The 19049-nt window shown below is 59.0% G+C and carries 20 protein-coding genes and 1 other RNA gene; 18 read left to right on the plus strand and 3 right to left on the minus strand.

Going from position 1 to position 19049, the window contains the following annotated elements:
- Nucleotides 1-376 precede the first annotated feature (376 nt).
- The 12 genes from MD273_RS14410 to MD273_RS14465 all read left to right on the plus strand — a co-directional run bounded on the left by MD273_RS14410 (nt 377) and on the right by MD273_RS14465 (nt 10793).
- Complete coding sequence (locus MD273_RS14410; RefSeq protein WP_239038506.1) at nt 377-1927, plus strand: 2-isopropylmalate synthase; 1551 nt, start codon at nt 377-379, stop codon at nt 1925-1927.
- Between the two features lie 15 nt (nt 1928-1942).
- Nucleotides 1943-2749, plus strand: coding sequence for a 2-isopropylmalate synthase (locus MD273_RS14415; RefSeq protein ID WP_239038507.1), 807 nt, complete (start codon nt 1943-1945; stop codon nt 2747-2749).
- 5 nt (nt 2750-2754) lie between these two features.
- A complete protein-coding gene (gene rimI / locus MD273_RS14420) occupies nt 2755-3243 on the plus strand; it encodes a ribosomal protein S18-alanine N-acetyltransferase (RefSeq protein ID WP_239038508.1) in 489 nt (162 codons plus the stop codon).
- Nucleotides 3244-3331: 88 nt separating this feature from the next.
- On the plus strand, nt 3332-4912 hold the full coding sequence (prfC, locus tag MD273_RS14425) for a peptide chain release factor 3 (protein ID WP_239038509.1): 1581 nt from the start codon (nt 3332-3334) through the stop codon (nt 4910-4912).
- 23 nt (nt 4913-4935) lie between these two features.
- Nucleotides 4936-5721, plus strand: coding sequence for a TatD family hydrolase (locus MD273_RS14430; protein ID WP_239038510.1), 786 nt, complete (start codon nt 4936-4938; stop codon nt 5719-5721).
- A gap of 204 nt (nt 5722-5925) precedes the next feature.
- On the plus strand, nt 5926-6354 hold the full coding sequence (gene rplM, locus MD273_RS14435) for a 50S ribosomal protein L13 (protein WP_008937175.1): 429 nt from the start codon (nt 5926-5928) through the stop codon (nt 6352-6354).
- Between the two features lie 12 nt (nt 6355-6366).
- The gene (gene rpsI / locus MD273_RS14440) at nt 6367-6759 is read left to right on the plus strand and encodes a 30S ribosomal protein S9 (RefSeq protein WP_092005367.1); all 393 of its coding nucleotides are present in this window, start codon (nt 6367-6369) and stop codon (nt 6757-6759) included.
- A gap of 242 nt (nt 6760-7001) precedes the next feature.
- Complete coding sequence (gene petA, locus MD273_RS14445; RefSeq protein ID WP_239038511.1) at nt 7002-7595, plus strand: ubiquinol-cytochrome c reductase iron-sulfur subunit; 594 nt, start codon at nt 7002-7004, stop codon at nt 7593-7595.
- On the plus strand, nt 7595-8827 hold the full coding sequence (locus MD273_RS14450; RefSeq protein ID WP_239038512.1) for a cytochrome b: 1233 nt from the start codon (nt 7595-7597) through the stop codon (nt 8825-8827). The genes petA and MD273_RS14450 overlap by 1 nt, the downstream gene beginning before the upstream one ends.
- Nucleotides 8827-9582 carry a cytochrome c1 gene (locus MD273_RS14455; RefSeq protein WP_239038513.1) on the plus strand — a complete coding sequence of 252 codons (756 nt, stop codon included), beginning with the start codon at nt 8827-8829 and terminating at the stop codon, nt 9580-9582. The genes MD273_RS14450 and MD273_RS14455 overlap by 1 nt, the downstream gene beginning before the upstream one ends.
- A 109-nt stretch (nt 9583-9691) precedes the next feature.
- Complete coding sequence (locus MD273_RS14460) at nt 9692-10321, plus strand: glutathione S-transferase N-terminal domain-containing protein (RefSeq protein ID WP_239038514.1); 630 nt, start codon at nt 9692-9694, stop codon at nt 10319-10321.
- Between the two features lie 58 nt (nt 10322-10379).
- Nucleotides 10380-10793, plus strand: coding sequence for a ClpXP protease specificity-enhancing factor (locus MD273_RS14465; RefSeq protein WP_239038828.1), 414 nt, complete (start codon nt 10380-10382; stop codon nt 10791-10793).
- A 48-nt stretch (nt 10794-10841) separates the two neighbouring features.
- On the opposite strand, the gene MD273_RS14470 is transcribed toward MD273_RS14465, so the two are convergent.
- Genes MD273_RS14470 through MD273_RS14480 form a run of 3 tightly spaced genes read right to left on the minus strand, consistent with a single transcriptional unit; the run spans nt 10842 to nt 13695 of the window.
- Complete coding sequence (locus tag MD273_RS14470) at nt 10842-11432, minus strand: SIS domain-containing protein (protein WP_239038515.1); 591 nt, start codon at nt 11430-11432, stop codon at nt 10842-10844.
- A gap of 8 nt (nt 11433-11440) precedes the next feature.
- On the minus strand, nt 11441-11806 hold the full coding sequence (locus MD273_RS14475) for a YraN family protein (RefSeq protein WP_239038516.1): 366 nt from the start codon (nt 11804-11806) through the stop codon (nt 11441-11443).
- A gap of 20 nt (nt 11807-11826) precedes the next feature.
- Nucleotides 11827-13695 (minus strand): penicillin-binding protein activator, encoded by a 1869-nt coding sequence (locus MD273_RS14480; protein WP_239038517.1) that lies wholly within the window; start codon nt 13693-13695, stop codon nt 11827-11829.
- Between the two features lie 132 nt (nt 13696-13827).
- On the opposite strand from MD273_RS14480, the gene rsmI reads away from it, so the two are divergent.
- The 6 genes from rsmI to MD273_RS14510 all read left to right on the plus strand — a co-directional run bounded on the left by rsmI (nt 13828) and on the right by MD273_RS14510 (nt 19047).
- Nucleotides 13828-14724, plus strand: coding sequence for a 16S rRNA (cytidine(1402)-2'-O)-methyltransferase (gene rsmI, locus MD273_RS14485; RefSeq protein WP_239038518.1), 897 nt, complete (start codon nt 13828-13830; stop codon nt 14722-14724).
- Nucleotides 14725-14778: 54 nt separating this feature from the next.
- An RNA gene (rnpB, locus tag MD273_RS14490) (RNase P RNA component class A) lies at nt 14779-15128 on the plus strand.
- Between the two features lie 299 nt (nt 15129-15427).
- On the plus strand, nt 15428-15880 hold the full coding sequence (gene mraZ / locus MD273_RS14495; RefSeq protein WP_239038519.1) for a division/cell wall cluster transcriptional repressor MraZ: 453 nt from the start codon (nt 15428-15430) through the stop codon (nt 15878-15880).
- Nucleotides 15877-16860, plus strand: a complete 984-nt coding sequence (gene rsmH, locus MD273_RS14500) for a 16S rRNA (cytosine(1402)-N(4))-methyltransferase RsmH (RefSeq protein ID WP_239038520.1) — start codon at nt 15877-15879, stop codon at nt 16858-16860. The genes mraZ and rsmH overlap by 4 nt, the downstream gene beginning before the upstream one ends.
- A gap of 2 nt (nt 16861-16862) precedes the next feature.
- Nucleotides 16863-17267, plus strand: coding sequence for a cell division protein FtsL (gene ftsL, locus MD273_RS14505; RefSeq protein ID WP_239038521.1), 405 nt, complete (start codon nt 16863-16865; stop codon nt 17265-17267).
- Between the two features lie 40 nt (nt 17268-17307).
- The gene (locus MD273_RS14510) at nt 17308-19047 is read left to right on the plus strand and encodes a peptidoglycan D,D-transpeptidase FtsI family protein (RefSeq protein ID WP_239038522.1); all 1740 of its coding nucleotides are present in this window, start codon (nt 17308-17310) and stop codon (nt 19045-19047) included.
- The last annotated feature ends 2 nt before the right edge of the window (nt 19048-19049 follow it).

A 19049-nucleotide genomic window follows, 5' to 3' on the forward strand; every position in this document is an offset into this window, starting at 1 on the left:
CTCAGAAGTGAAACAGACCAGCGCCGATGGTAGTGTGGCATGGCCCATGCGAGAGTAGGTCATCGTCAGGCTCCTAAATAAAACAGCCCCGACAGCGAAAGCTGCCGGGGCTTTTTTATTTTGGATACGATATTCTCGCTCACTAAAACGGCCCCCATGCGACAAGGCGGCCAAAGGCTGCCGCAGGACTGCGGAGCGCAGCGACGCTGGGCCCGAAGGGCCGAAGGCCGACAGGCCTGAGCAAAGTAGGTCATCGTCAGGCTCCTAATACCAAAACCCCCAGCGGCTTCGCCGTTGGGGGTTTTTTATTTCTGGTTTGAGAGAAGTGATATACTGCTCCCAAACTACACCAAAGTTTCTGACGGGAGCCCTTCCAATGGCCGCAACTGATCATCTGGTCATTTTCGATACTACCCTCCGTGACGGCGAACAAAGCCCGGGCGCGACCATGAACAAGGCGGAAAAGCTCCGCATTGCCAAGGCCCTGGAGAAACTGCGTGTTGACGTAATAGAAGCGGGCTTTGCGATTGCCAGTCAGGGCGACTTCGATGCCGTAAAAACGATCGCAGAGACCATCACGGAGTCGACGGTATGTTCTCTGGCGAGAGCGCTGGACAGCGATATCGATCGTGCCGCCGAGGCCATCCGGCCGGCGGAGCGTGGCCGGATCCATACGTTTATCGCCACGTCGCCGATTCATATGAAGCATAAGCTCCAGATGGAACCCGATGAGGTGGTGGAACAGGCGGTCCGCGCCGTCAAGCGGGCCCGAAGCCATGTGGACGACGTGGAGTTCTCCTGTGAGGATGCCGGGCGTTCCGAACTGGACTTCCTGTGCCGAATCATCGAGGCCGCCATTGACGCCGGTGCCAGCACGATCAATATTCCCGATACCGTGGGTTACGCCATTCCGGAGCAGTTTGGTGAAACCATCCACCAGATCATGAACCGGGTACCCAACGCCGACAAGGCGATTTTCTCCGTGCACTGCCATAACGATCTGGGCCTTGCCGTAGCGAATTCGCTGGCTGCAGTGACCCGGGGAGCCCGGCAGGTTGAATGTACCATCAATGGCCTGGGTGAAAGGGCAGGCAACGCCGCCCTGGAAGAGATGGTCATGGCGGTTCGCACCCGCCAGGACCTGTTCAATATCGATACCCGGATTGATACCCAGCACATTGTCCCGGCTTCCCGGCTGGTATCGACCATTACCGGTTTTCCGGTTCAGCCGAACAAGGCCATCGTGGGTGCCAATGCCTTTGCCCATGAGTCCGGTATTCACCAGGATGGCGTGCTGAAGCACCGCGAGACCTATGAAATCATGCGGGCGCAGGACGTAGGCTGGCACACCAACAGTCTGGTACTGGGCAAACACTCCGGACGTAATGCGTTCCGCACGCGGCTGCTGGAGCTGGGCATCCAGTTCGAGACAGAAACCGAACTTAACGAGGCCTTTACCCGCTTCAAGGCTCTTGCCGACCTGAAGCACGAAATCTTTGATGAAGATCTGCAGGCCATCGCCAGCGATACCCGTCAGAAGGAAGAGGAAGGGCCATTCGGTCTGGTCTGCATGCAGGTCTGTTCGGAAACAGGCGTGGTGCCGAAGGCGAGTCTTACGCTGACTGTAGAGGGCAAGGAGCACAAGGTGGAAGCGGAAGGCAGCGGGCCGGTCGATGCCACCTTCAAGGCGATCGAGTCCCTGGTGGACTCTGGTTGTAACCTGCAGCTGTATTCGGTCAATGCTATTACCAGTGGCACAGATGCACAGGGGGAAGTTACAGTCCGCCTGGAACGGGGTGGCCGGATCGTGAATGGCGTAGGCGCCGACACCGATATCATTATTGCTTCAGCCAAGGCCTACATTGAAGCGCTGAACCTGATCAGTCGGGGCGGTATCCGTCAGCATCCCCAAGTGGCAGATGTTTAACCTGCGGGCACGGTGATGATCCAGACCGAAGCAGAGCGTCAGTTCTACCTGGGTGTTGCGGGGGTCCGGCTGTGGTATGCCCGTGCGCCCCTGCCCGGCGCGGCCCCAAGCCCGGAGTTCAGGTTTCCCGAACCGCCATTGGAGACCGCGGAGGGTGAGCCTCGGGTACCGCCGGAGCGGACTGCAGAGGTCGGTGCTGCAGTAACCGGAGCTTCTGCCGGTAAGAGTCCGAGCCCGTCCCGGGCGGTCAATCTGCAGTCGCTTATGGAGTCCGCGGCGCCAAAGCCACCCGGTGGAGAAGCGGCACCGCGATCCGTCCAATCCGAATCGGCGCCTGGATCCGAGGCGCCGGCGAGCATGTCCGACCGCTCGTCCGGTGGGTCCGAGGCGGTTCCGTTCCTGAAGAAGTTGAATCTCCGTCTGTGGCTCGGTGGACGGTTCGTCCTGGTATCGGATCTGTCCGGAGAGGCGAGCCTGCGACTTCAGGAGACCCTGGCCGAGAACATCCTGAAAAGCATGCGTGATCAGAACGCCCGGGAGCTGGGACCGGTGCTGTGGCCGGTATTCAATAATCCGTTGCTTCCCGGGAATCGGTTGCCTGACCTGGTCGAGGTGCTCAAAGGAGTACTCGCTCCGCTGGACGATCAACAGGTGATACTGCTGGGTGTGGCCGGTTCCGGAGAAGAGGCGGCCGGCAAGCACTGGTTTGCCGACGTGCTTGGGAAGGAGCCTGATCTGGTTTTTCCTCATACCCTGGCAGAGCTCGCCGGAAATCCGGAATTGAAGAAACAGCTTTGGCTCCGGCTCAAGCCGCTGATCTGATGCCCATGAATAACAGAGAAGCCTCCACCGAGTGCGGGGGCTATCAGCTCCCGGAAATTCGCCCTCTGGCCAGTTCAGACCTTCCGCGGGTGATGGATATCGAGCGCCAGGGCTATTCCCACCCCTGGAGCGAAGCTGTATTCCGAGACTGTTTCAAGGACAATTATCGCCTCTGGGCCTTGTTCAAAGAGGATTGCCTTATCGGCTACGCGGTGGTTGCGTATCTCGTGGACGAGGCCCATCTGCTGAACCTGTGTGTGCACCCGGGCAGCCGGGGTTGTGGTGCCGGCCGGCACCTGCTCAAGTACCTGATGGGGCAAGCCAGGCAAGATGGCATGGTTCAGATGCTGCTTGAGGTACGGGAGAGCAATCATTCCGCCGAGCGGCTCTACACCAGCGCCGGTTTCGAGGAAATCGGGCGGCGCCCCGGGTATTATCCTGCAGCCGACGGTCGTGAAGATGCGAGAGTTATGACGGTGTCACTGGATAAGTGATCACCACCGACGCTGTTCACGGGGCGGGTGCTTACGGCCTATAATACCGCGTTTTCAAAATCCTCTGATTTCGAGCTCTTATCACATTATGTCGACTCTTTCCCAGGAAGTGGCCAAGCGCCGTACTTTCGCCATTATCTCCCACCCGGATGCCGGTAAGACCACCATCACCGAGAAGGTTCTGCTCTTCGGGCAGGCACTCCAGAAGGCGGGGACCGTAAAGGGGAAGAAGTCCGGTCAGCACGCCAAGTCCGACTGGATGGAAATGGAGAAGGAGCGGGGAATCTCCGTAACCACCTCGGTAATGCAGTTTCCCTACGGTGGCAAACTGGTCAATCTGCTGGATACCCCGGGGCACGAGGATTTCTCGGAGGATACCTACCGGACCCTGACCGCCGTGGACTCCTGCTTGATGGTGATCGACAGTGCGAAGGGTGTCGAGGAGCGCACCATCAAGCTCATGGAGGTCACACGGCTGCGGGATACGCCGATCCTGACCTTTATGAACAAACTGGACCGCGACACCCGGGATCCGGTAGAGCTGATGGATGAAGTCGAAGAGGTGCTCAAGATTGCCTGTGCTCCCGTTACCTGGCCGATCGGTATGGGCAAGAACTTCAAGGGGGTGTATCACCTTCTGCGGGATGAGGTGGTGCTCTACCAGTCGGGGCAGGGCCACACCATTCAGGAGAAACGCATCATCAAGGGGCTGGATAACCCGGAGCTGGATGAGGTACTCGGCGCTTATGCCGCTGATCTGCGCGATGAGATCGAGCTGGTGAAGGGGGCGTCCCATGAGTTCGATCAGGAGGCTTTCCTGGCGGGTGAACTGACGCCGGTGTTCTTCGGCACGGCGTTGGGTAACTTTGGCGTCGATCACATGCTGGATGGTCTGGTGGAGTGGGCGCCCGAGCCCCAGCCGCGGGAGACTGACCAGCGCGTGGTCCAGCCCGCGGAAGAGGGCTTTTCCGGTTTCGTGTTCAAAATCCAGGCCAACATGGATCCCCTGCACCGTGACCGTATCGCTTTCCTGCGTATTGTCTCCGGCAAGTATTCCCAGGGGATGAAGGCCCGTCATGTCCGTATCGGCAAGGAAGTCCGGTTTGCCGACGCTCTGACCTTCATGGCCGGTGACCGTGAGCATGCCGACGAGGCCTTTGCCGGGGATATCATCGGCCTGCATAACCACGGCACCATCCAGCTGGGTGATACCTTCACCGCCGGCGAGGACATGAAGTTCACGGGAATTCCGAACTTCGCGCCGGAGCTGTTCCGCCGGATTCGTCTCAAAGACCCGCTCAAGGCAAAGCAGTTGCAGAAAGGTCTGATCCAGTTGTCGGAAGAGGGCGCTGTCCAGGTGTTCCGGCCGCTGAAAAACAACGATCTGATCGTGGGCGCGGTGGGTGTGCTCCAGTTTGACGTGGTGGTGGCTCGCCTGAAGAGCGAATACAAGGTGGACGCCGTCTACGAGCCCATCAACGTGGCCACGGCACGCTGGGTCGGGTGCGACGATGAACGCAAGCTGGACGAGTTCGAGCGCAAGAACAATGATTACCTGGCCCTCGATGGCAGTGATCGTCTCGCTTACATTGCGCCGACCATGGTCAACCTGAACCTGGCCCAGGAGCGTTACCCGGATATCCGTTTCCAGAAGACCCGGGAACACTGAAGCGGTGCCGGGCGGAGGCAAGCATGAGAATGATCGACGCCCATTGCCACTTTGATTTTCCCCGTTTTGACGGGGGGCGCGCGAAGGCGCTGGCCGATGCCCGGGCGCTCGGCGTTCTTGGGGCCGTTATCCCCGGGGTTCGCCGGCCAGACTGGTCCCGCGTTCGTCAGGTTGCCGATGCTCACCGGGAGCTCTGGTACTGCCTGGGTATTCATCCGTGGTTTGTAGGGGAACACAGGGACGAGGACCTCCAGGCATTGGAGGATCAGTTGTCAGCCCGGCCTGAGCGTTGTGTCGGTCTTGGCGAGTGCGGTTTGGATCGGCTTCATGGAACTCTGGATCAGCAGCAGCCCTGGTTCGAGCGCCAGGTGGCCATCGCCGCCCGGCTGAACCTGCCGTTGATCGTTCATTCAGTGAAAGCCCACGATGAGGTCCATGCGACGCTCCGGCGGGCGAACTGGTCGGGTCGGGCCCTGATCCATGGTTTCTCAGGCAGTTACCAGCAGGCTGCCAAACTGGTGGATCTGGGTTGCTATATCGGAATTGGCGGGGTGATCACCCATGACCGGGCCCGTAAGACCCGGGATACCGTTGCGCGACTCCCGGTGGATTGTCTCGTGCTGGAGACGGACGCACCGGACATGGCACCAGCGGGTGTGGAACCCGGGCAGAATTCCCCGGTCTATCTGCCCCGAATACTGGATGACCTGGCGATGCTCCGGGGCGTGGATGCGTCGGCCATTGCACCGCAGTTGCTCGCCAATGTCTGTTCGCTCTATGGCTGGAGCGAGGACGATCTGCCAGAATAAGGGAATAGCGAAACAGGGGCAGTCGGGGTTGGTTTTCCCTGTGGGTTCGAGTATACTTCGCGCCCTGGCTTTTCAAGGCGATGTCACTATCTCAGCCCCGAATAGTGTCAATGCCAACATTACAGGTGTGAACCTCCTCCGGATGCCTTGCAGTTACCGGTGGTGGTTTTTAACGTTTCTTTTATAGCGTTCAAGGCGGAATCAATGAAGACTCTGAGTGCGAAACCAGAAACAGTAAAACGTGACTGGTACGTTGTAGACGCAGCCGGCAAGACGCTGGGTCGTCTGTCAACCGAAATCGCCCGTCGTCTGCGGGGCAAGCATAAGCCTGAGTATACCCCTCACGTGGACACTGGCGACTACATCGTTGTAATCAATGCCAGCCAGGTGCAGGTTACCGGCAAGAAGGCATCTGCAAAGATGTACTACAGCCACACCGGCTTTCCGGGTGGAATCAAGTCCATCAATTTCGAGAAGCTGGTAGACAAGGCTCCCGAGCAAATCATCCAGAAGTCTGTCAAAGGCATGCTTCCGAAAGGCCCGCTCGGCCGCGCCATGTTCAAGAAGCTGAAAGTCTACGCCGGCGCTGAGCATCCCCATGCAGCCCAGCAGCCCAAAGAACTCGACATTTAACGGAAGGCGGATATGTCTGTAGCACAAAATTACGGTACTGGTCGCCGCAAGAACTCCACGGCTCGCGTCTTTATCAAGCCGGGTAGCGGTAACATCACTATCAACGGTCGCACCATCGAGCAGTTCTTCGGTCGTGAGACTCTGCGCATGATCGTTCGTCAGCCTCTGGTGGTTGCCGAGTCTACTGATCGTTTCGATATCAACATCACCGTCAAGGGTGGTGGTACCAGCGGCCAGGCCGGCGCTATTCGCCACGGCCTGACCCGCGCCCTGATGGATTACGACGAGACTCTGCGTCCGGCGCTGCGCAAAGCGGGTTACGTTACCCGTGACGCGCGTGAAGTCGAGCGTAAGAAGGTTGGTCTGCGCAAGGCGCGTAAGCGTCCGCAGTTCTCCAAGCGTTAATTCTGCTTTGCAGAATGCAAAAAACCCGGTCCGTTCTGGCCGGGTTTTTTTGTGTCCGGGCGATTTGCTATCAAATTGATCTGGAACAGGGAAGCGCCGCGCGCAGCGCCTTTCCGACTTGTAAGCCCATGGCAATTTCATTACCATTTGGGCGCTTATATTTTTGGGTTGTGAAGTCCTTTAAGATGCACATTGCCGGCTTTTGGGCGGGCTGTGACATCGCCTGATGGGAGAAAACCATAATGAGTAATGGCGACGTGAGCCAAGGCCGGCGCCGGTTCCTGATCGGCGCTACGTCCGTGGTGGGTGGAGTCGGCGTCGTCGGTGCAGCAGTTCCTTTCGTGGCATCCTGGAATCCCAGTGCCAAGGCGGAAGCAGCAGGTGCACCGGTAACCGTCAATATCAGCAAGATTGAACCAGGCCAGCAGATCACTGTTGAGTGGCGCGGTAAGCCTGTCTGGATCATCCGCCGCACTCCGGAAATGCTGGAAAACATCAAGAAGCTGAACGACGTGGTGAAAGACCCGCAGTCGGAAGCTCCCCAGCAGCCTCCGTATATCGAGGGCGCTCTCCGGGCAATCAAACCGGAGTTCGGTGTGTATGTCGGTCTGTGCACCCACCTGGGTTGTGTACCGTCCTATCGCCCGGAAGTGGCACCAGCGGATCTCGGCGAGAACTGGCTCGGTGGCCTTTTCTGTCCGTGTCACGGCTCCCGCTACGACCTGGCCGGACGGGTTTACGAAGCGCAGCCTGCTCCTCTGAATCTCGAGGTGCCGCCGTATCGTTTTGATGACGATGTGACCCTTACCGTTGGTCTTGACCCGGAGGCAGCGTAATGCAAAAACTCATTCAGTGGGTAGACGACCGTCTCCCGATCGTTGACGCCTGGAACAAACACCTGGCGAAGTATTACGCGCCGAAGAACTTTAACGTGTGGTACTTCTTCGGCTCTCTGGCCATGCTCGTACTGGTCAACCAGCTGGTGACCGGTATCTGGCTGACCATGAGCTACAACCCCTCGGCCGAGGGCGCTTTTGCTTCCGTCGAGTACATCATGCGCGATGTGGAGTGGGGCTGGCTGCTCCGTTATCTGCACTCTACCGGTGCCTCCGCCTTCTTCGTGGTCGTCTACCTCCACATGTTCCGCGGGCTGATGTATGGCTCTTACCAGAAGCCCCGTGAGCTGATCTGGATCTTCGGCATGCTGATTTACCTGGTGCTGATGGCCGAAGCGTTCATGGGTTACCTTCTGCCGTGGGGTCAGATGTCCTACTGGGGTGCCCAGGTAATCGTTAACCTGTTTGGTGCCATCCCGGTTATCGGTGAAGACCTGTCACTGTGGATCCGTGGCGACTACCTGATTTCCGGTATCACGCTGAACCGTTTCTTTGCCCTGCACGTGGTTGCCCTGCCGATCGTCCTGTTGGGCCTGGTTGTGCTTCATATCCTGGCGTTGCACGAGGTTGGTTCCAACAACCCTGACGGCATTGATATCAAGAAGAACAAGGACGAAAACGGCATCCCGAAGGATGGCATTCCGTTCCATCCGTACTACACCGTTCACGACCTGCTGGGCGTGGCTGTGTTCTTCTTTATTTTCTTCATCGTGGTGTTCTTCTTCCCGGAAATGGGCGGTCTCTTCCTTGAGAAGCCGAACTTCGAGCCGGCGAATGCCCTGAAGACCCCCGCGCACATCGCGCCTGTCTGGTACTTCACGCCGTTTTACGCCATGTTGCGTGCGGTAACCGTGGATCTGTTTGGCCTGCCGGCGAAGTTCTGGGGTGTGGTTGTCATGGGTGGTGCGATTGCCATCCTGTTCGTCCTGCCCTGGCTCGACCGTAGTCCGGTTCGTTCCATTCGATACAAGGGCTGGTTGAGCAAGATTGCTCTTGTGATCTTTGCGGTTAGCTTTGTGATCCTGGGCTACCTCGGCCTGGTTCCGGCAACAGAGGGGCGTACCACCGTGGCCCAGATCCTGACGGTGCTGTACTTCCTGTACTTCATTCTGATGCCGTTCTACACGCGCATGGAGAAAACCAAGCCAGTACCAGAGAGGGTGACAGGATAATGAGGAAGCTGATTTTTGGTCTCGTTTTCGCAGTCCTGCCGGCCCTCGGGCTGGCAGCCGGCGGTGCGGTTCCGCTCGACCATATCGAGACGGACCACACCAACAAGGAATCCCTGCAGCGGGGTGTGGCCCTGTTCACCAACTACTGCATGGGCTGCCACTCCATGGAATACGCCCGCTACAAGCGCGTGGCGGAAGATCTCGAGATTCCCGTGGAACTGTACGAGGAGAACCTGATCTTCACCGGCGCCAAGATTGGCGAGCTGATGAAGAACTCCATGAGCAAGGATATGGCGGCAGGCTGGTTCGGTGCGCCGCCGCCCGATCTGACTCTGGAGACCCGTCTCCGTGGTGAGTCCTGGGTGTATTCTTACCTGCGTGGCTTCTACAAGGATGAAACCCGCCCGCTGGGTGTGAATAACATCGTCTTCCCGAACGTGGGTATGCCGCATGTGTTGGTTGATCTTCAGGGCCTGTGTGCCGTAGAGCCGAAAGTGGGCGTCGAGGCCTCGGTTGAACCGCTCAGTGGCAACATCAATAACGGTGATCTGTGCCCGCAGTACGCAAGCGAGGGGTCCATGTCCGAGGCGGAGTTCAGCCAGGCCATGTACGACCTGACCAACTTCATGTCTTATATGGCTGATCCGGTCAGAGTGGAGCGTGAGCGCCTGGGTATCTTTGTACTGATCTTCGTGGCGATCTTCTTCATCTTTGCGTACCTGCTCAATCGTGAGTACTGGAAGGACGTACACTGAGAAATAGGGTATAATCCCGTTTCCTGAATTCCAGCGGGCTCTTCTGGGCCCGCTGGATTTTTGCGTTTCTTCAGGGTTATTTCGGTTTGTTTACTCGTGAGGTAGTTCTATGGGCGTTGTGACCAAGCGGTCATCAATGACGTTTTTCTCTGATCCGGCCAGTCATTACAGTCACCGGGTGCGTATTGTCCTGGCAGAGAAGGGTGTTACCGTTGATATTGTGGATGTGGATCCGGACAACCCGCCGGCGGAGTTGGCCGACCTGAATCCGTACAACGCCCTGCCGACGCTGGTCGATCGGGATCTGGTGCTCTATGAGCCCAACATCATGATGGAGTATCTGGACGAGCGCTTCCCGCATCCGCCCCTGCTACCGGTCTACCCTGTAGCCCGGGCCAACAGTCGCCTGATGATCCACCGGATCCAGAAGGACTGGTGCGGCCTGGTTGACCAGATTCTCGCCCAGCCCAACGCCAAGGCTTCCGAGGCTGCCCGCAAGGAGCTGCGTGAGAGTCTGCTGGCAACGGCCCCGCTGTTTGGCGAAATGCCGTTTTTCCTCTCCGAGGAATTCACCATCGTCGATTGTTGTATTGCTCCGATCCTCTGGCGCCTGCCGGCGTTGGGCATCGAGCTGGATGAAAAGCAGGCGAAACCGATCCAGAAATACATGGAGAGCATCTTTGCTCGCGAGGGCTTCAAGGCGAGCCTGTCTGATCTGGAAGAAGACATTCGCAGCTGATTTTCGGTTAACCCGGCTAACGGGGCAGGAGTAGGTAGTGCCTGACAACAAAATCGCCATGACGTCCAGTCGACCGTACCTTGTGCGGGCCTTCAACGAGTGGATTCTGGATAATGACTGTACCCCATACATCGTCGTTGATGCCGGTGTTCAGGGGGTGCAGGTGCCCACGGAACATGTGGCCAATGGTCAGATCGTCCTGAACATCAGTCCGGGTGCTGTTCGTGGGCTTGTCGTTGGCAACGGCGCATTGGAATTCAGCGCCCGTTTCGGGGGCGTGCCGATGCAGGTCTTTATCCCGCTCCAGGCGGTGATGGCGATCTATGCCAAGGAGAACGGTGAAGGCATGGTGTTTGGTAGTGAGCCCGGAACCCCTGATCCGGATGGTCCCGGTGATGGCGACGAAGGGCCTTCCCGGGGTGGGCCGGAGGATCGTCCTTCAGGCAGGCCAACCCTGAAAGTGGTGAAGTGAAGTCCTGTTTCTCGTTCTCTCCAGAAAGCCAGCGCCAGCTGGCTTTTTTTATCCGCCAAACAGCTTCCCGTCTACCAGGCGGCAAAGCGTGTTGATAATGAGCAGGAGCAGCGGGGTTGCATCGGCCGGGTCCAGATTGTTCAGGGCAATCTCATGGTCTTCGGGGTGAAGCAGTGAGGTGATGTCCGATTTTTCCCGCGCACTGAGAACCACCACCTGCATTTCCCGATCGTGAGCCGCCTGTATCGCCTGTATCAAATTGGCCTTGTGTCCATCATCCACCACGACGAAGAGCAGGTCTCCTGGCTTGCCGATCGCTCGAACCTGCCGCGAGAAGGTGTCATTGAACCGGTTGTCCCGACAAATCGCAGAGTAGGTGGTTGCATCTGCGCCGAGGTTGATCGCGGGCAGGGCGGGCCGATCCTGTTCGAGGCGGTTTAGCAGGGCGGTGCAGAAATACTGGGCCAGGATATTGGCGTTGCCATTGGCGCAGGTAATGAGCTTGCCGTCCTGAAGCAAGGTGTTCACAAACGCGTCAGCGGCGGGCTCAATCTGCGGCGCTACGGTTGTAGCCGCCTCTGCGGTATGTTCCATGTGCGTGGCGAACCACTGGCTGATTTGCTGTTCGGTAGTGTCCATTGCGTGTCTTACTCTGCCTGGATGGCGTTCCTGATCCATTGTATCCGGTATTTGCTGGTGGTCCCCGGTATTATGCCTATTACATCAATCCTGCTACAGGCGTTCCAGAGGCCGTGTCGGTGCAGGTAAAAGGAAACGGCCCTGATCAGCTTGCGCTGTTTGCCGTAGGTGATCGATCCGGCCGGATCGGTCAGGCTGCCGCTTCCCCGGAAGCGGACTTCAAAGAACACCAGCGTATCCCCGTCCTTACCGATGAGGTCGATCTCTCCGCCCCGGTTGTAGACATTCCTCTCGATAATGGTGACACCACGGCTGCGCAGGTATCGGGCCGCGACACCTTCATAGTGGTTGCCGAGTTCTCGTTTGCCGTCCATGGCCAGGGTCTGCGTCTGGTTCAGATGGTGCCCGGTTGGCGCGCTTCGCCGGCCTCTTGTTCCTCGGGCGCAGGCTGTCTTTCAGGCAACAGTTCCGGCTTGCCGTTGACGAACTGGGCCCAGAGCTGGTTCCGGTGAATGCTGCCCTGGCGCGTCATGGTCAGGACGCCGGTCTGGCCCTCAATCGAGGCGGTATCCAGTTGACGCAGCAGAGGCAGGCGCTTGCTCAGCTGCCAGGCGTCTGCGCCCATGGCAAACAGTCGTCCGAGCTGGCCCTGCGTGCCTTTCAGATGCTCCCTGGCCTGGGCCCGGAGTTCGTTGTTTTCACCCAGTACCCAGGGAATGTCCGTGAAGATGACGTCGTTCAGGTCGCGATCACGGGCCGGGTTGGGGCTGCCTCCATATACAATCGAGGGGGAATACACGGGCAGGTCGCCGCCGAAGTAAAAAGCGAACAGGGGCTTGAACTGGCGGGCGACAGTAGGCTCAGCCACCAGGACGATTGCATCCGCATCCTGACGCCGACGCGCTTCGAACTCCACATCGATGCCAATGGTGCGCTCAACCTGGATGGCCCGGTTGCGGGAAACCGTGATGCCGAGGAGGTCGGCGGTCACGGTGCGCAGATTGTCCTCCGGGAAAAAGCGCTCGATATCCAATGCCACCCCATTGCGCTCCTGCAGCCGCGACAACAGTGCACGTTCCACCCGGTCACCCCACTCGCCCTGGGGGATCAGGATCAGCACATGATCAAGCTTTTCAGCCACGAGGCGATCTGCAATCTGGCGAGCCTCGTCCTCCGCGGAGAGGCCATACTGGTACAGGCCGTCCGGTGGTGTTGCGCCTTCCGGCAAGTAATTCAGACCAAGCGCCGGAACAGGCAGGGTGGTCATGTCGGCGAGTTCGGTCAGTGATTCTTTCTCCAGGGGGCCGACGATAAGATCAAAGCCTCCGGATGAGAGTTCGTTGTACAGCTGGCCGAAATTCTCACCTGAAGTGTTGATCACCCGGATATCGGTCTTGCTGCGGTCGGCCGACTGATCCAGGTAATAGGCAGAGAGGAAGCCGTCCCTGATGGCCTTTCCGGCACTTGCAAACGGGCCCTCAAGGGGGAGTGCCAGGGCGATCTTCTCCGGACGGCTGGCTGCGAGTGTGGCAATCAGCTGCAACTCCGATGGCGGAACCTGAGCTGCGGGGTGTCCGGGCCAGTTGTTCTGCCAGCGACGCACGATGCGCCCCTGGTCATCGAGGCTGACACCCGGCTCACGGACCAGGGCGGCCAGCTCGAGCCATCCCTGGTTCTCATAACCGATGGCCTTCGCGCTCGCATCGGCCAACTCCTGATCCGAGAGACTGTTGAGAAGCTGCCAGATCCGATCGTGCAGTTGCTGGACGTCAGCATCGGGATCAGTCTGGGCCAGCAGCATCAGGGTCATCGCCGCACCTACCCGGTCGCCCGCGAGTTCCTGGGTCCGGGTCTGGAGGTCTGCCGCGTTGGCCAGCTGTTCAGGCGAATAGTCAATGAATGCTTCGGAAGCGAGTCCGTCAGTTATGGCCCGGGCCCAGTCACTGTCCTTCAGGGCGGTGGCGCTTGTCATTGCCAGGAGGCGTTTTTCAAGTTCCAGCTCCGGGACCGGCTGGTCGAGCTGTGAGCTTTGGAGTATGGTGCGTGCGTCCTCGTGTCGGCCCTGGTCCTGGAAGCGGCTGGCGATTCTCAGCAGGTATTCTTGCGCCGTCGTCCGGTTATCTTCGCCTGCGGCAAGCTCAAGAGCTTCGTTCGGGGTCTGGGCTACGTGGGAGGCCAGGTTCACGCTGGCGCACCCGGACAGCAGCAGGAACGCAAACAGGAAACTGGCCAGGGCACACTGATTGATAGACTTCTTGATCATGACAAGCTTGACTCACTCCGGATGATTGGGCTTGTGACGCCGCATTAACGGTGGCAAGTTTAACAGCTCCGGGGGCAATTCACATGACCGGGCTGTCATGGTCGGGGCCAAAACAGCTAAAGGGTGCACAGATTGACTAAAGAAACGGCGGGTGTTGTCAGAGAGAGTGGGCAGGCAGGTGGTGGGCCGGGCACCCTGTACATCGTGGCGACGCCTATCGGCAACCTTGAGGATCTGTCCCCGCGGGCAGAGAAGGTGCTGTCTTCCGTGGCGGTGGTTGCAGCGGAAGATACCCGCCACAGTGGTCGGCTGCTGCAGCACCTGGGCCTTCGTAAGCCGATGATCGCACTGCATGAGCATAATGAGCGTGAGAGGGTCGAGCGCGTGCTCAACGAGTTGCAGGCGGGCAAGGATCTGGCCCTGATTTCCGATGCCGGTACACCGCTTATTTCCGATCCGGGGTACATTGTGGTTCGGGAGGCGAGGGCGCTCGGAATCCGGGTCAGCCCGATTCCCGGAGCCTGCGCCCTGGTGACTGCACTGAGTGCGGCCGGGTTGCCCACGGACCGTTTTCTCTTCGCGGGTTTTCTTCCTGCCAAGCGCAACGGCAGAAAGGCGGCACTTGAATCCCTGAAGCGCGAGCAGGCGACGCTGGTGTTTTACGAATCGCCCCACCGGATCCTGGACACTCTGGCAGACATGGTGGAGGTGCTGGGTAGCGGGCGTGAGCTGGTCCTCGGTCGTGAGCTGACCAAAACCTTCGAGACGTTTTACAGTGGCCGGGCCGAGGCCGTGCTGGACGAATTGCAGTCCGATCCCCACGGCACCCGGGGAGAATTTGTGGTGGTCGTGCGCGGCGCAGAGTCGTCTGGTGACGCCGCGGGCGAGTCCGGACTGGATGTGGACAAGCTGTTGGCGCTGCTCCTGGCCGAGCTCCCGGTAAAGAAAGCGGCAAGGATTGTTGCCGAGCTCACCGGTGGATCCAAGAATGAATTGTATCAGCGGGCGCTCGGGCTCAAGGAGCGTTGACCGGTCGGAGAGGTTTTCCTTGCAAGCCGGAAGGTGCCGGAGTATTGTCACGCCCGAGCTCGCCAGACAGTCGCCGCCGGTCCGCCGGGGGAGGAAAGTCCGGGCTCCGCAGGGCAAGGTGCCAGGTAACGCCTGGGCGGCGCGAGCCGACGGAAAGTGCAACAGAAAGTATACCGCCTAAGCGCCTTCGGGCGCCGGTAAGGGTGAAATGGTGCGGTAAGAGCGCACCGCGTGGCTGGCAACAGTCCACGGCGATGGTAAACCCCACCTGGAGCAAGACCAAATAGGAATCCAATGGCGTGGCCCGCGCTGGATTCGGGTAGGTTGCTTGAGGCCTGTGGTGACGCAGGCCCTAGATGAATGACTGTCCACGACAGAACCCGGCTTATCGGCGAGCTCTCCTTTCCTTTCTGTGAAGTGTGCAATTCTCAAATCTGGTTCTTTATAGCCAAAAAATCTTAGACCTAACTTGCCATCTTCAGAACTTTCCGCAGGTGTTTGATTTCCTTTTGTTTCTTTTCCGTAATCTCGCCTTTCAGCCAAGCCATCGCTCGTAACCTCTTGTCATAAAAGGAACTTTTGCACGACCGACGCTATTTGCGGCGCTTGCATTGTGTAATGCGTGTTTCTATAGTGTGCAGAAGTGGGAAAAAGTGGTTTCTAGTGGTTTTTTGTGGTTTTCAGCTATCCCGAGACAGTGTGAATGAGCAATTTTCTGGGCAGTCATGCCATCAACATGGATGCGAAGGGTCGCCTGGCGATCCCCGCCAAGGTCCGCGAGGAACTCTCGCAGATCTGTGGTGGTCGCATCGTGGTGACGGCTAATGCCGACGAGGAGCGCTGTCTTCTGGTGTATCCGGAGCCGGAGTGGGAAAACCTGCGTCCTCAGATCGAAGCCCTGCCCAACATGAACAAGGCCGCCAGGCGGCTGCAGCGGTTGTTGCTTGGTAACGCCGCGCCTATGGAGCTGGATTCCGCGGGTCGTATCCTGATCCCGCCCACACTTCGAAGCTACGCCCATCTGGAGAAGAAGCTCATGCTCATCGGGCAGGGCAAAAAACTGGAGCTGTGGAGCGAAGAGCGCTGGTTCGCATGGCTCGATGAGTCTTCAGGCGACGACGATATGCCGCCGGAAATGGAGGCGTTGTCACTATGACTTCCGAACGCAACCAGAAGGACGGAGCAGGCTACGCCCACCGCTCGGTTCTTCTGGATTCGGCGGTCGATTACCTCGTTGTTGACCCCGATGGCAAATACGTGGACGGCACTTTCGGCCGCGGTGGCCACAGCCGGCTGATCCTTGAGCGCCTGGGTCCCGGCGGGCATCTGCTGGGTTTCGACAAGGACCCCGAGGCAATCCGGGCCGCCGAATCCCTGGCGGCCGAAGATCCTCGCTTTTCCTGGTTTCACGGCTCCTTCGCCGAACTGGCTCTCGCCATGGCGAGGCGCGACTGGGATGAAATTGATGGTCTCCTGCTGGATCTCGGTGTGTCTTCTCCGCAACTTGATGATCCGTCGCGGGGCTTCAGCTTCATGCGCGACGGGCCCCTGGATATGCGAATGAATCCACATCAGTCGCCCAGTGCGGCTGAGTGGCTGGCCAGGGCGGAAGAGCAGGAAATCGCAAATGTTATCTGGCGATACGGCGAGGAGAGATTTTCCCGCCGTATCGCCCGTCTCGTTGTGGAGCGCCGTCAGGAGGCTCCGATCGAGACCACGCGGCAGTTGGCCGAACTGGTCAGCGAGGCCGTGCCAAAGAAGGAAAAGCACAAGCACCCGGCGACCCGCACTTTTCAGGCAATCCGCATCTTTATCAACAGGGAGCTGGAGGATCTGGAGCTTTGTTTGCAGGCGGCGGCGGAGCGGCTGGCCCCCGGCGGCAGGCTGGTGGTGATCAGTTTCCATTCCCTGGAAGACCGGTTGGTGAAGCGGTTCATGCGGGATCTGGCGCGGGGGCCGAAGTTGCCAAGAGGAATACCGGTTACCGCCGACCAGGAGCAGTCAGCCTTTCGTCTGGTGGGCAAGGCCAGTAAGGCCGGTGCCGAGGAAATCAGCGACAACGTCAGGGCCCGCAGTGCAGTAATGCGGGTACTCGAGAGAATAAACAGAACCGATAAAACGCAGGGGAGCGCGTGACCATGGGCGCGGTAGCCATAGAACAACCGGCCAAGACGGCCAGGCTCAATAAGCAGAAGGTTCGCGATGGCGTCGCCACCGCGGTGCGCATTTCACAACAGGTTTTCGACGCTACCCGCCAGAAGCGGGTGTTGGTTTCTCTTGGGTTGATGGCGGTGCTGGTTGCATCCTCCATTGGTGTGGTGGTCAGCGCCCATGAGAACAGGGAACTGTTCAATACCCTGTCGCAATTGCAGGCGCAGCGTGACCAGTACCAGCGAGAGTGGAGTCAGTTGCTGCTCGAGCAGAGTGCGCTCAGTGCCCACGGGCGGGTGGAAGGTCTGGCATCGGAACGCCTCGGGATGGTTGTGCCAGGCCGTGAAGATATTGTGCTGGTACCGCTGATGTCTCCGGTATCGGACCGGTAATCCGATAACAACAACATTCAAAAACGTCAGGGTGATCGATTTGTCCGGACAGGGAACACAGACAACATGGGGCCAACGCGTGGCTGCCGGGCTGAAAGCCTGGCGGTTCGGCACCGTGCTGGGTGTGTTTCTGCTGGTGGTGGCTGCCCTGGCGTGGCGCTTGGTGGATCTGCATGTAGTGGATAATGAGTTCCTGCGCAAGCAGGGGGATGTCCGCACTATCCGGGTCGAGACTATCGACGCCCATCGTGGTGTGATCAGTGACCGCCACGGTGAGCCCCTGGCGGTCAGCACTCCGGTCCAGACCATCTGGGCCAATCCGTCCGAAGCCGATCCGGATGAGCCACGGCTGACCAACCTGGCCCGCATGCTCGACATCAGCGAAGGTCGGCTGCGCGAGCGTCTCCGGGATTACGCCGGTCGGGAATTCATCTATCTGCGGCGCAAGGTTCAGCCCGCCCTTGCCCGGGAAGCCATGGCACTTGATATCAATGGCATCTACAGCCGCCAGGAGTACCGTCGTTACTATCCTGCTGGCGAGGTGACCGCCCATGTCGTCGGTTTTACCAACATTGACGAGCAGGGGCAGGAAGGAATTGAGCTTGCCTACAACGATTGGCTCTCAGGGGAGCCGGGGCGTAAGCGGGTACTCAAGGACAATCGTGGGCGGGTCATCAAGGATCTCACCCTGATCCGGGATGCCCAGCCGGGGCACCAGCTCGAGCTGAGCCTGGACCTGCGCCTGCAATACCTGGCCTACCGTGAGCTGAAGGCTGTAGTCACTGCCCATGAGGCTCGCGGGGGTACCCTGGTCATGCTGGACGTGGATACCGGTGAAATTCTGGCGATGGTCAATCAGGGGTCCTACAACCCCAATGATCGAAGCCAGCTGGCGGCGGAAAATCTGCGCAACAAGGCCATCACCGATCTGTTCGAGCCCGGTTCCACCATGAAGCCAATCACCGTGGCGGCGGCGCTGGAATCCGGCCTGTACTCAGCTGACGATACCGTTGACACCTCGCCCGGCTTTCGCCGCTTTGGGCGTTTTACCATCCGTGACCATCGCAATTACGGCGTGCTGGACCTGACGGGCATAATTGTGAAATCCAGTAACGTGGGCATAAGCAAGATTGCTTCGGAAATTGGTGGTGATGTGATTCGTGATCTCTACAGCCGTCTGGGGCTCGGCCAGCCGACCGGGGTCGGTTTCCCGGGTGAGGCGGTCGGTGTGTTGCCGGCCCCGCCCAAGTGGCGTCCCGTTGAAGAAGCCACGCTCTCTTATGGCTACGGCATGAGCGTGAATGCCCTGCAACTGGCTCAGGCATACATGGTTCTGGCCAATGGCGGCATCCGGTATCCATTGAGCCTGTTGAAAGCCGATGAGCCGCCGCGGGGTCAGCGAGTTCTGTCTGAGGGCGTCGCGCACGAGGTTCGGCAAATGCTGGGGCAGGTGGTTGAGAAGGGCACCGGTACCCGCGCCCAGCCCGGCTTTTATACTGCGGGCGGCAAGACAGGAACTGTTCACCTGGTTGGCGCTCAAGGCTATGAGGACAGCCAATACAAGGCGATTTTTGCCGGTATGGCACCGATTGACAATCCGAGAATCGTTACCGTTGTGGCCGTTGATGCGCCGCAGTCCGGAGAATATTACGGCGGTGAAGTAGCCGCCCCGGTATTCGCCCGTGTGATGAGTGACGCACTGCGACTGCTGAATGTGAAGCCTGAACTGGAAGTCAGCGGCTCGCCTGGCGAGTCCCGGACGACCGGGAAGCGAGGTTAGAC

Source organism: Marinobacter sp. C7 (assembly GCF_022343555.1).
Lineage (GTDB): Bacteria > Pseudomonadota > Gammaproteobacteria > Pseudomonadales > Oleiphilaceae > Marinobacter.